This window comes from Paenibacillus sp. NPDC058898, assembly GCF_049316025.1.
In the GTDB taxonomy this organism is placed as follows: domain Bacteria; phylum Bacillota; class Bacilli; order Paenibacillales; family Paenibacillaceae; genus Paenibacillus_AQ.
Genome location: NZ_JBMOSM010000014.1, coordinates 52,511 through 65,648, shown reverse-complemented (window position 1 = coordinate 65,648; position 13,138 = coordinate 52,511). Strand labels below are relative to the sequence as shown.

Sequence of the window (13,138 nt, the reverse complement as noted above, 5' to 3'; positions counted from 1 at the left end):
AGCTAGGCTCGGGTTCACAGAGGACCGGGCCATGCCAAAATTATAACTCGTAGCCATATGAGCTGCATTTTGCCATATAACATAAATCAGCTGCCGGACAGAAAGGGAGTCGTCCGTTCCTATGGACAAGTTCTCCTGCTCTATAACCAAGAAGTCTGCCGGCTTTTGGCTTCGAACGGATGAGGATCAGTCTGTTTACAGCATCCCATTTTATCTCATATGGAAGGTGGACAATATAAATGAATTCACAGGAATACAAGCAGTTTTATGATATTGTAGGGGCCTTAAACGGCTGGGACTTCAGCCAGGTCCGATGTATCTCGGAAGGTGTGAAGTGGGATTTTTACGATCAGGTCGGCACATTATGCAAACCATCCGACGTTGTGCTCGATATCGGCACGGGCGGCGGAGAAAGCTTGTTCTCCATCGCCGACAAAGCAGCCTTGCTGGTTGGAATCGATCTTTCACATGCGATGATAGAGACGGCCCTGCGGAATAAACGGAACGCCCTTGTTTCCAATGTACGCTTTATGCAGATGAATGCAGAGTCTCTTCAATTCCCGGAGGCGTTTTTCAATGTAATCTCATGCAGACACTCCCCTTTTCGTGCATCAGAGGTGGGAAGAGTACTAGATGAAGATGGCGTGTTTTTGACGCAGCAGGTTCGCGAATGTGATAAAGCCAATCTGGCTCAAGCCTTTGGCAGAGGACAATCCTCCCGTGAAGACGGTGCCTTAAAGGATCAATATATGAAGGAACTTCGGCTTGCCGGGTTCGGCGATATCCAATATGCCGAATACGATGCGGTTGAGTACTATGAGCGTGAAGAGGATCTTATCTTTCTGCTCAAGCACACGCCCATCATCCCCGGGTTTGGACAGGAGGAATTGGATTTTCGCATCCTGCAGCAGTTCATCAGAGACCATCGCACAGATCGTGGGATTCGGACGAATTCCGCACGGTTTATGATAGTGGCCCGGAAATAACCGGCCCCTCTGGAATTCCATAACCCGCAGCATCCCGCTGTTAAACAGAAAAAGCGCACAAAGGACAAATCCCTTGGCGCTTTTTTTATGCAAAACAGATTCGTATATTATCCCTTGGATGAATAGGTTGCCCATCGCATAAAAAAGCAAGCCCCCCCACAAAAGAGGAGCTTGCTTTCGGTATGGTTTATCATCGTATCAACCAAGGAGCGCTATTAGCCGTTGACCAGCAGTTCTTTCAGCTGCTTGATCTGCTTGCGCTCGCCCGCTAGTACCAGCGTCGATCCCGCTGTCAGGATGTCGTCCGGTCCCGGATTGATTTTCTGTTCTTTCTTGTTCACAATCGCTAATACATTAGCACCTGTACGTTGACGAACCTGAAGCCCTGCAATGGATTGTCCCACGCATTTGTAATGCGGCTCGATGCGTGCCCATTCGATGATCAGGTCTTCAAGTGTCACCTCTATTGTCTCCAGCGCTTTCGGCTTATACGTCATGCCGCCGATGATGCCGGCAATTTGTCTAGCCTCATCATCCTCTAATGTAATCTGGGAGATGGTCTCCTCAGGATCGTCATCTTCAAAATGGTACAGTTCTCTACGGCCATCGTCATGAATCACAATAACCAGCTTATCCCCTGATCTTGCCTGAATAAGGAATTTCTTCCCGATACCCGGCAGATCAGATTCGCGAATAATACTCATGTGAAAATCCTCCGTTCTGGGGTTAATTCAATCTCTAGATTATATAGATTAGTTGGAAGAAAGTAAATCATCCCAGCATCCTCATACTTTCCTTTTTTTTACTTTCTCCACAGGTTCGCTCCATTTGAATATTTTATTCACGCCACGATAGACCCGTTTTGACTCCTTGGCTAGAAGAGGCCCGAGGATCGCAAGAATCAGAACATATAGCGCCGAGAACGGTTTCAGCACGGCGGACAGTCCGCCAGCAAGTCCCAAATTCGCAACAATGATCGTGAACTCCCCGCGCGCCATAATAGTCAATCCGATGTTAAGAGACGACTTATGCGATAATCCTGCCTTGCGTCCTGCGATCATGCCTGCTACAAGGTTGCCAATAATAGTCAGTCCCACGGCACCGAGTGCCAGCCATAACGCATTCCCCAGCGTGGTCGGGTCGATACCGAGACCGAAACTGAAGAAGAAGATCGCTCCAAAGAAATCACGGAAAGGAATAACCAACTGCTCGATCCGTTCGCTATGATCTGTCTCGGATAAGGCTAGTCCGAACAACAGCGCGCCAATCGCTTCAGCCACGTGCAGCGTCTCTGAAAATCCAGCAATAAAGAACATTGACGAGAAAACAACGATAATGAAAATTTCGCTGGATGTAATATTCAGCAATTTGTTAAGTATAGGTGGACCTTTTCTCGCAATAACAAAGAACAACAGCATGTAACCTATGGATATACCTACGGAGATAATCGTTGCCCCTACCGATGTAGCCCCGCCTAACAGCAGTCCCGACATAATCGATAAGAACACGGCAAGGAATATATCATCGAACAAAATCATGCCGAGAATAAGCTCCGTCTCCGCATTACCGGTGCGCCGCAGATCCACCAGCACTTTCGCCACAATTGCAGTAGAGGAAACGGACAACATCCCTGCAATGATTAACGTCTCATATAGCGGCATGTTGATTACAAATCCGTAAGCCAGGCCCAGTGCAAAGTTTAGGATGACATATATGGTTCCGCCTACCACTATGTTTCGTCCGGATTTGATTAATTTTTGAACAGAGAATTCAAGGCCAAGGTAAAAGAGCAGGAATAGAATACCGATTTGCCCCAGAAAATCGATGATTCCCTGGCTCTCGATAAATTTAAAGTCAAGAATTCCTATCGTTGGTGCATGCGGACCTACAAGCATCCCGAGTACAATCAAGAACGGTATAATCGAGAACTTGAGCTTTCCTGCAATTATGGAGGCTATAGCAACCAGAATCAGAGCAGTTCCAACCTCAAACATCATATGGTCCATAGAAGACCTCCTCCTCCTCAAATTTGACTTCGGGCAATCATTCCTATTATACATAAAAATGCATACATTTACAAAGCAACAGCAATATTCTTGCTTGATAGCCAAATAGATACTACATTATTTACATAAAATACAGGCTTAATTTTATTAGTGATTTTATGGTTTCCAAAAAATATAAATTATATCCAAATAATTTACCACACAAAAGACAATGAATGTTTATGCACAAAAACGAATAATACATCAGGTAAAAAAATACATATATCGCGAATCAAAATGGATTTTCCGGGTTATACCTTGCCCTTTATCCACACGAAAAAGAAGCCCGGTGGCTGCAACCACGGGGCTTCCGGCTATATTTATTTAATTATTTAAACCAACCTTTTTCTTTAAAACGCGTGATCGCTTCGATCCGGTTGCTGACGCCGAGCTTATCAAGAATAACGGAAATATAATTCCGTACAGTACCCGTTGTAATGAACAGCTCATTGGCAATTTCCTTCGTATTCTTACCGTCCGCAATCAGGCCCAGCACTTCCTTTTCCCGCTCCGTCAGCGGATTCTCTTCACCGGAATACGCTTCATCCACAAGCTCCGAGGCGTATATTCGTCTGCCTGCCATAATGCTTCGAATGGATGCGGCCAGTTCCTCGCTCGGGCTGTCCTTGAGGAGGTAGGCGTTGGCGCCAGCCTTCACGGCACGTTGGAAATACCCCGGCCGAGCAAAAGTCGTCAAGATCATCACCTTACAACCATAGCCTTTTAGCTCTTCGGCAGCCTCAAGTCCGTTCATCATCGGCATCTCAATATCCATGATACAGATATCCGGTTTATGAAGTTTGACAAGCTGTACGGCATCCTTCCCATTACCTGCCGTCCCGACCACCTGCATATCCTCTTCCAGATCAAGCAGTGAGGCCAGGGCTCCAAGCAGCAACCGCTGATCTTCGGCAATGACAATTCGGATCATATTCCCGCCTCCTTATCCGGCATTCTAAGCACATTAGGTACACGAAGGATCAGCGTAGTTCCCTCGCCGGAAGTGAACTCCATGCTTCCGTTTACGAATTCAAGCCGCTCTCTCATTCCCCGGAGTCCATTTCCGCGGTTTCTCGCATCAGTCACGAACCCTGTTCCATTGTCCTTCACCTTCGCAACCAGATCCGTTTCCGTGGATTCGATCACAATGGAGCAGGCCGTGGCATTGCTATGTTTCACGATATTATTCACGGCCTCTTTCAGGCACATGCTGATCACATTTTCATTCATTAACGACAGATTTTCCGGCTCCAACGTTCCCTCAAAGGTTAATTCAATTTGTGCCGCCTTTAGAATTTGCTGAATGCGGAAAATTTCATCCGTGAGCCGGGTCCCCCGCATCCTTGTCACCATCTCGCGCACTTCCTTGAGTGCCGTTCTGGCCGTCTGGCGCACATCGTTGATCTCGGCCTGGGCTCTTTCCGTATCTTGCGTCATCAATTTACCAGCCAAATCACTTTTGAGGCCAATGAGAGACAGCTTCTGTCCCAGCGTATCATGCAAATCACGGGCAATGCGCTGACGTTCCTCCAGCTTCACCAGTTCCGAAATCCGTTTGTTGGCATCCTCCAGTTGACCCTGCAGCTGATCATTCTTATTCCGGTTATAGTTCGTCACGGGCAGCAGAATCACCCCGACAACACTGACAAGCATAAATGGCAGCTGTGTGATAAAGAACGGATTCCGCGTTAACAATCCATAATTGACTGTAATGATGGTCGTGACCAGATGGATCGAATACAGCGTGATAAACCCGGCCTTATTCTTGATGTTCCCGATGAAAAATGCGAGGAACAACGAGAAATAGATATACCCGAATACCAATGACATCGTAATTGATATCAGAATTTGCAGACTCGTCCAGAAGTAGACGAGCCAGCCTTTGGCCAGAAATGAGAGCACATAGAAGGCGAAGAACATCACAATCATCAGCGTGCCGCTGACGACCTGATAGGTAGAGGTCGACCGGAAGATGAAATAGAACGGAAGGATGTAGAAGACGACCCATACATAAGGGCTCAGCCCCGTACTTTTATGAAATATCTGATACCATTTCTGCATGGAGTCCCACCTTCTGTCGGTTCGAGCTTAGTCCTCATTTCTGCAAAACGTACCCGGATTCTTATTCATTCCTATTCCTATTATAACCTCGCAGCCGCAAGGAATTACTCGCCCTGCACTCTAGGTCTACTGCTCGCCAGGCTCTTCTCGGCTTTCGCCAATACCGATTCCTGCGGTTTACGGAGCGACTTCTTTGCATCCTTAAACGTGACGAACACCTTTTTGTCTTCATCCCACAGACGGAAACGAATCGACTTCAGACTGGTCTTGAGCGTAATCGTTGTTGCCTTTTGCAGCGGAGGAGCGGCTTCATGGGCCTTCTCCAGGTTATAATTAGGAACCTTCGGGCTAAGATGGTGAACGTGATGGAAGCCGATGTTACCCGTAATCCATTGCAGAACCTTCGGAAGTTTGTAATAAGAGCTGCCTTCTACGGCTGCATTGATATAACTCCACTCTTCATCATGCTCGTAATACGTTTCTTCGAATTGATGCTGTACATAGAACAACCAAATGCCAAGCATCCCCGATACCATAAAGATAGGAGCTTGAACGAGCAGAAATGCCTGCCATCCAATCGCCCAGCACAGTAATGCATACAGCGCAACAATCGAAATATTCGTTATATAGTTACTGATTTTCTCCTTGCGTCTCGCGCCTTTGCGGTTGAAACGATAAGATACCAGAAAAATGGCGATAGGACCCAGTCCAAACATCACGATCGGATTGCGGTATACCCGGTAATATAAACGCTGCCAAAAGGAAGCCGCTCCATACTCTTCAACGGTTAATACCCACATATCACCGATTCCACGCTTATCGAGATTGCTGCTCGTCGCGTGATGAATCGCGTGCGTGTTCTTCCATTGCTCGTAAGGGCACAATGTAATTACGCCTGTAATCGTGCCGAGAATTTTGTTCGCCTTGCGGCTTTTGAAGAAAGATCCGTGACAGCAGTCATGGAATATGATAAACGTCCGGACAACAAACCCCGATGCAATAACCGCTATGGGAATGGTAAGCCAGTACGATACGGATAGGCTTAAATAAGCTGCATACCATAGCAATATCAAGGGAACCAGTGTATTGAAAAGCTGACCTATACTCGCCTTTGTGTCAATTTCCTCATAAGGGGCAACGTTCTTCTTTAAGCTGGATAGTTTGTTATCGGGTTTAGCCATAGTTGTCTTCCTCCTCGAAATGGCGCAAGGACGTTATACATGTATCACGCACTTGTCTAACTTAATTATAGATAGAATGTCACGCGTGTCGTAGTCATAAACGTCATTTCGGGAGTATGACAAATATCATATATCGGTGCGGGAATCGGCCGGATACCGCAGTCCGACCTGACGTCTGGCTTCCTCCATAATTTCAGCCGTAATGAGTGAGTTGGCATGGGTATTGATTGCACTTTCCCTTTCGCCGCATTGGATTAAATCGATAAATTCCCGAGCTTCATAATACATCGATTCATGGGTCTGCAGTTGGGTAACGTTCTCAATGGTGCCGTCTCTGTAATGGATCTTCACATCGTAAGGCTGATTGATCTTGTCGATAATCATCGTGCCGTTCTCTCCCTGGATTTCGGCAGGGGCATAGGAATCGCTGATCTTGGAGTGCATGATAACGGCATCCATCTCGGGATAGGACAACAACAGACTGCCCTCGCCATCAACCCCGGAGGATAGCATATAACCCGAAGCTTTGACGGAGCCCGGTTTACCGAACAGGGTGACCATCGGGTACAGGCAATAAATCCCCAGATCCATGAGTGAACCGTTGGAATATTCGGGATTAAATGCATTGAGTACCGTCCCCTGCTTGTACGCATCATAACGGGAGGAGTATTGGCAATAGCTGGCGAAATAACGCCGAATCGGACCCAGCTTGTACAGGTTGTCCCTGACGGTCTTGAAATTCGGCATCAACGTCGACTTCAGGGCTTCCATTAGCAGAACGTTGTTATTCTTCGCAGCTTCAATCATGGCGGACACTTCGACTGCGTTAGAAGCCATCGGCTTCTCGCAGAGAACATGCTTCCCGTGGTTCATGCATAATATCGCCTGATCGACGTGATAGGAATTCGGGCTCGCAATGTACACCGCATCAATCTCGTCATCCTGCAGCATCGTTACAAGATCCGTGTACACTTTGGGATCCGCGTACTTGGCCGCGAAAGCCTTTCCCTTCTCTTCTGTACGAGAGTATACGGCAGCAAGAATAAATTCTTCCGTTTCCAGAGCAGCTTGGAGAAACCGCTCGGTAATCCAGTTTGTGCCGATAACGGCAAAACGGATGTTCATCCCTAATCCCTTCCCTTCTTATCTGATTATGATTGATCTTTCGCTTTTCGTTACATCCATCCTTCAAACGTCGAAATTCGCTCGCGTGCCGAATCCGGAATCGGCGTGCTCTTGCCTGACGCGGTATCGATGAGGACAATGGTTCCGCGACCGGCCGCTTTTAAGGTGCCATCCACCACGATCGCATATTGGACGTCCATGGAGGAACGCCCGATCTCAGCCACCCGGACATGAAGCTTAAGCGGGTCCTTCAGATACATTTGAGCAAGATACTGGCATTCCAGATCCGCAACCACCGACACCTTTTTGTCGCTGAACAGATCCTCGGTCAATCCCAGGTTCTCGAAGTACTCAATGCGTCCCTGCTCAAAATACATGAAATAACTGACGTTATTGACATGACCCAGCATATCCGTTTCGCAATACCTTATCTTTATCGGAATTTCAAAGTGAAATGTGTCCAGCCAAGTCATGGGATCCGGTTGTATAAAGGTTGTTTTTTTCATGATGAGTCCCCTTTCTCTTTATAGGAGGTCCAAAAAGTCATCTTTTGATCACGAAGCAGTACAAGAAGCTTAATCGACATCGAATATTGAATTCTGCCGGGCCTTCCGGTGCTCACGTAGGTTTTGCCTACGCTCCGCTCCTCAGTCCCTAGCTTCATCCAACCTTCTCGGTGCTGAAAACCCGACTTTTTGAACACGCACTGTATGAGGCAAATGTATGTACAATTTATTCAGTCTTCTATCAAGGATAATGAATACAAGTTGGGTCCGTCAACTAAATAACCAAATCATGGATAATCCGCCGAATTCGCCCGTAGAATATGGCTTAAAATTTTGCTTATCCCATAGTTGTCTAAATGCTGCTAGTCATGAAAAAAGACCACCCACTCCGAAGTTGGGACACTGGAGGGATGGTCTCGATAAGTATGAATGGAACAAAGTTCGGTTACAGAAAGCGCAGCTTAAGCGATCAATGCCGCTTCTTATAGTAGGTTAAAGCAAGCGCCAACGCCAGCACGGCGCCCTTCACGATATCCATCGCATAATACGGCACGGACAGCATGATCAGGCCATTTTGCAATATACCGATCAACACGGCGCCGACAAAGGTCCCCAGCGCATTTGGCTTGCCGGCTCCGAATACGGAGTATCCGATGAAAGTCGCGGCGACGGCATCCATCAGATAAGGTCCGCCGGAGTTGACTTCGGCCGTCATGACGCGTGCCCCGAGGATAATGCCGCCGATGGCGGCAAACAATGCAGAAACCAGATAAGCAAGCAAACGGTATTTGCTCACCGGAATCCCGGATAAAGCCGCTGCTTCACGGTTGCCTCCGATCATATACATATACCGTCCGTGTTTGGTATAGGTCAGGAACAGATGGACGACGAGGACGACGAGAACCATAATGATAATGATCCATGGCACTTGCCCAATCTTCTCAAACACCGCCGGAATTTTACCGGTGGCAAAATCTCCGCTCGGCAGGATCATATTCTGGGAAATGGTAGCGCCGCGGGTATACGTGAGCGCAACGCCTTGAAAGATAAACATCGTGGCCAACGTCATCAGCATATCATCAATTTTGAAATTGATGACCAGGAAGGCGTTGATCAATCCCACGACCAGACAGAACAGCAGCGTGATACCAATGCCGATGCCGATATTTTGCCCGTGCCAGACAAACATGGAAATGACCAGCGCGTTCGCCAGGGAAGCCGTCGAGCCGACAGACAGGTCAAAGCCGCCAACAGCCAGCGATACGGTCAGCCCTACGGCAATGATCGTCACGATCGAGATCGAACGGAGTATGTTAATAATGTTGCTTGTATTCAAAAAGTTGTCGGCGACGGTCCCGAATACGAGAATAAGTACAAATACCGTAATCAACGTACCGTATTTATAAAGAAAATCAAAAGCGAAACTAGCCGCCGGCTTCTCCTTAACAGGTCTTGCTGTATTCATGTCAACCCGCCTCCTGTGCAATAAAGCAATAGTTCCTCTTCGTTGGATGACTGCGTCGTTAGCTCCTTCGTGATGCCGCCGTCATACATCACATATATCCGATCCGTGATGCCAACGATTTCGGACAGCTCGCTTGAGGCGTACAGCACGCATTTCCCCCGCTTGGCCAGCTCGGCCACCAGATGGAAGATGTCCCGCTTCGCGCCAACGTCAACCCCTTTGGTCGGCTCATCAAAAATATACACGTCCGCGTCGACCAACAGCCACTTGCCGATCGCCACCTTCTGCTGGTTACCCCCGGACAGGTTTCTCACTCTGGCCCGCTCATTTGGGGTCTTAATGCCGAGCGACTGAATAATCTCCCTCGCCGCCTGCTTTTCCTTGCCGAAGCTAAGCCAGGAGCCCCATCTGGAAAAACGGGACAGCACCGCAGCCGTTAAATTGACGGACACCGCTTCTTCCACGAAGACACCTTCGCGGCGGCGCTCCTCGGGGACCAGCGCAATGCCCTGCGAAACAGCATCATGCGGCGAGCGGATGCGCAGCTTTTTCCCGTTCAGCGTGATCTCGCCGGTCGATGTGTCGGATGCTCCGAATATTGCCCGGCACAGCTCGGTTTTCCCGGCCCCGACCAGACCGGCCAGACCGACGATCTCCCCTTTGCGGATGTGCAGGTCAACGCCGTTGATTTTGCCCGGGTCAAACATCTTCTTCACCTCGAACCAGGTGGAGCCGATGTCCCGCTCGACGTGGGGAAACTGCTGCTCCATCTTGGAGCCCAGCATGTACTCCACCACTTTCGGCTGATCGATATTCGCAATGCGGTCACTCTTCACTAGCTGACCATCCCGCATGATCGTAATATCATCGCAAATTTCATACAACTCCGGCAGCCGGTGCGATATGAAAATAATGCCGACCCCATCCTGCTTCAGCTTGCGCACCAGCTTGAACAGCTGATCCGTCTCGCTGTGGCTGAGCGGCGCGGTCGGCTCGTCCAGCACCAGAATCCGGCACTGCTTGGAGACGGCTCTTGCGATCAGCACCATCTGCTTCTCCGCCAGTGTCAGCTCCGAAATCAGCTTCTTGCCGGAAACCCGGATATTCATCCGTGCAAGAATCGATTCGGCTTCCTGATGGAGTTCTTTCCAACGGATCAAGTGCCGTTTGCCCATATCGTGAACCGTCCGGTCGAGCATAATGTTCTCCCCGACCGTCAGGTTCGGGATGAGCGCCGTATCCACCTCTTGATAGACGATCTGAATGCCCAGGTCCTTCGCTTCCTTCGGGGAACGAATGTGCACCTTGCTCCCATTGATCCAAATCTCGCCCTCGTAATGGTTGTAAGCTCCCGATAGAATCTTCATTAATGTAGACTTCCCTGCGCCATTCGCGCCGATCAACGCATGGGCCGTTCCCGCCGTCGTCTGAAAATCAACATCGGTCAACGCCTTAACACCCGGAAAGGAGATCGAGATATGCTTCATTTGAAGTAAGGGTGCCGCACCCGACACGTCGGTCGATGTGGCAGTTGTTGGCTCCATAACGCTTCGCAAGTGCATTCTTCCCTTCAAATAGGATAGGGCGCCCTTATCGATGACCGACAAGAGCGCCTGTATGAATCGTGCTGTTTATTTGCCGCCTGCTTCTTTCAACGCCTTCATCCACTCCTCTTCGAATTCGGTGCTTGTTCCCCAGCTAGGGATAATATCCGCCAGGTTGACCATGTTGACCGCTTCGGTTGCACCGGCAAGGCCTGAGCGCTCGATCAATACAGGCTCCAGATTGACCGTAGCAGGCGTTTCCTCGCCGGCAATCTTTTTAGCAAGCAAACGGACGTTGATCGCGCCGATCGTTTTCGGATCCACGGCAGCCGTTGCCACCCAGGGGCTGTCTTGCTTCTGAATCAGCTCCAAATCTGCATTGGATACGTCGATGCCGTAAATCTTAACCTCGGTGCGTCCCGCTTCCTCCAGCGCTCTGGCTGCACCGATGGCGAAGGCATCCCAGGTAGCGAAGATCGCATCGAGCTCACCCTTCGGATATTTCGTCAGGATGGCGGATACTGCATTTTGCGTTTCCAGTGAAGTCTGGTTACTCGCTACACCGAAACGCTCCAATTCCTTGATGCCCGGGTTGTTCTTCAGCGTTTCCTGGTATACGGCATTACGACGCACCATCGGCGGGAATCCGTCTACCCAGAGATAGACAATGTTGGCTTCCGGCCCTTGCTCTTCGACCAGTTTGTCCAGTGCCAGCTTCGCCAGCTGCTCGTCATCCTGCGATGTCTGGGTTACCCCTGCAATGTCGCCGATCTCCGGCAGGGAGTCAAAGGTGACGACAGGAATCCCTTTATCCGTAATCTTCTTCACGTCTTGAACCGATGCAGGATCGTCTCCGTGCGAAATGATAAATCCATCGTAATCGCTGTCAATGGCCTGGGCGATCGCATCATGGAATTTGGCGGAATCCCCGTTCGCCGAGAAGGTATCTACCTTAAACCCGAGTGCCTCGCCTTCCTGCTTCGCGCCTGCCAAAAATTGCGCCGTATGATCATCGCCCCCGATTTTCCGGACGACCATCAATTTCACAGGATCCTTCTCCGCGATGCCTGCCGGCAGGTTCTCGACCTTGTCCGCCAGATTCCCGGCTCCGTTACCGCCACCGCTGCCCGATTCGGCACAACCGGTTAAGACAATCATAAACGCGAGCACCAGCGTCGTTAATTTCCTTACATGTTTACTGCCTTTCATGTTCTCTCTCCCCCTGTTTTCCGTTAAAAGGACGAATATTAATACAAGTAATCCTATAGGATTTAACGGGAGGCGTCAACCTTTATTTTCTCGCTTTAATGCATGATTAAAAAAAGAGCTCGAAAGGCAGTGATTCACGCCCGAGCTCTTTTCTCATCTTGATCGATCAGCGCATCAAGCTTATCGTTCATCTTGCATTCCGCTTTTCGCTGATAAATGAATTAATCCAAACGAACGCCCATCGTTTCAAGCCAAGCCTTCGCGATCAGGCCGTGTCCGGCCGGCGACGGATGCACGCCGTCCGGCGCCCAGAAAGCAGCTTCGCGGCGCACCGACGCCGCAGCGAACAATCCGTCCAGCGGCACTAGAAGCGCCCCGTATTCTACCGCCAATTCGCGAACCGCCGTGATTTTCGGATCCAGATCCTCGCGCCAAACTCTGCGATCCTCCGGATGCGGCAGCACGAACGGTTCAACCAGAATCAACTTGGCGTCCAGCGCCCCTTTGGTGCGTTCGATCAATCGACGGTAGCCAGCTTTGTAATCCTCGGTGCTTGTCGGGTCACCGCTATCATATCGGCGCCAAGTGTCATTGATTCCGATATAGATGGATACCCAGTCCGGTTTCAGGTCCAGGCAATCCTCCTGCCATCTGTCATTCAAGTCAACGACCCGGTTTCCACTGATCCCTCTATTCAAAAAGGTTACGTTTAACTCAGGAAATTTCATGCCGAACAACGAGTCAATCAATAGCGGGTAGCCGTTACCCAAGCTGCCAGAAAAGTTCCGGTCACGACCGCAATCCGTAATACTATCCCCTTGAAATAATACGACATCCCCTTGCTGCAAACGATTCATTCCACTTCCTCCTTATCGGTATGTTGCTAATGTACGTACAATTGGAAATTCGTAGGCTCATTTCTCGTGAGAACGCTTCCTAACATTTAAATATTTGCCGTTCAGGGCTCAATTCCTTTTTTATGTACCACGCAAATCGTCGATTTATGAGCGAATTTT

12 protein-coding genes are annotated in these 13,138 nt (G+C 49.3%); 1 reads left to right on the top strand and 11 read right to left on the bottom strand.

The annotated features are described in order from the left end of the window. The first annotated feature begins 239 nt into the window (after nt 1–239). Nucleotides 240–986: a class I SAM-dependent methyltransferase gene (locus ACOZB4_RS27885; RefSeq protein WP_379412760.1), complete on the top strand. Its 747-nt coding sequence runs from the start codon at nt 240–242 to the stop codon at nt 984–986. Nucleotides 987–1,201: 215 nt separating this feature from the next. On the opposite strand, the gene ACOZB4_RS27880 is transcribed toward ACOZB4_RS27885, so the two are convergent. The 11 genes from ACOZB4_RS27880 to ACOZB4_RS27830 form a co-directional block, all read right to left on the bottom strand. Next, complete coding sequence (locus ACOZB4_RS27880; RefSeq protein ID WP_071221197.1) at nt 1,202–1,690, bottom strand: cation:proton antiporter regulatory subunit; 489 nt, start codon at nt 1,688–1,690, stop codon at nt 1,202–1,204. Nucleotides 1,691–1,771: 81 nt separating this feature from the next. After that, complete coding sequence (locus ACOZB4_RS27875; protein WP_213645875.1) at nt 1,772–2,992, bottom strand: cation:proton antiporter; 1,221 nt, start codon at nt 2,990–2,992, stop codon at nt 1,772–1,774. Nucleotides 2,993–3,359: 367 nt separating this feature from the next. Then, the gene (locus tag ACOZB4_RS27870) at nt 3,360–3,962 is read right to left on the bottom strand and encodes a response regulator (RefSeq protein ID WP_379412756.1); all 603 of its coding nucleotides are present in this window, start codon (nt 3,960–3,962) and stop codon (nt 3,360–3,362) included. Continuing rightward, nucleotides 3,959–5,092, bottom strand: a complete 1,134-nt coding sequence (locus ACOZB4_RS27865) for a sensor histidine kinase (protein WP_076322884.1) — start codon at nt 5,090–5,092, stop codon at nt 3,959–3,961. The genes ACOZB4_RS27870 and ACOZB4_RS27865 overlap by 4 nt, the downstream gene beginning before the upstream one ends. A gap of 104 nt (nt 5,093–5,196) precedes the next feature. After that, a complete protein-coding gene (locus ACOZB4_RS27860; RefSeq protein ID WP_076322883.1) occupies nt 5,197–6,273 on the bottom strand; it encodes a fatty acid desaturase in 1,077 nt (358 codons plus the stop codon). A gap of 126 nt (nt 6,274–6,399) precedes the next feature. Then, a complete protein-coding gene (locus tag ACOZB4_RS27855; protein WP_379412748.1) occupies nt 6,400–7,398 on the bottom strand; it encodes a Gfo/Idh/MocA family protein in 999 nt (332 codons plus the stop codon). Between the two features lie 50 nt (nt 7,399–7,448). Next, entirely contained in the window at nt 7,449–7,904 is a 456-nt protein-coding gene (locus ACOZB4_RS27850; protein WP_076322881.1) for an acyl-CoA thioesterase, read from the bottom strand. A 469-nt stretch (nt 7,905–8,373) separates the two neighbouring features. After that, nucleotides 8,374–9,369, bottom strand: coding sequence for an ABC transporter permease (locus ACOZB4_RS27845; protein WP_076322880.1), 996 nt, complete (start codon nt 9,367–9,369; stop codon nt 8,374–8,376). Then, nucleotides 9,366–10,913, bottom strand: a complete 1,548-nt coding sequence (locus ACOZB4_RS27840) for a sugar ABC transporter ATP-binding protein (protein WP_379412742.1) — start codon at nt 10,911–10,913, stop codon at nt 9,366–9,368. Before ACOZB4_RS27840 ends, ACOZB4_RS27845 begins: the two co-directional genes overlap by 4 nt. Nucleotides 10,914–11,000: 87 nt before the next feature. Next, on the bottom strand, nt 11,001–12,122 hold the full coding sequence (locus ACOZB4_RS27835) for a sugar ABC transporter substrate-binding protein (RefSeq protein WP_379412739.1): 1,122 nt from the start codon (nt 12,120–12,122) through the stop codon (nt 11,001–11,003). Nucleotides 12,123–12,343: 221 nt separating this feature from the next. Beyond that, nucleotides 12,344–12,979 carry an SGNH/GDSL hydrolase family protein gene (locus ACOZB4_RS27830; protein ID WP_076322878.1) on the bottom strand — a complete coding sequence of 212 codons (636 nt, stop codon included), beginning with the start codon at nt 12,977–12,979 and terminating at the stop codon, nt 12,344–12,346. Nucleotides 12,980–13,138 lie beyond the last annotated feature (159 nt).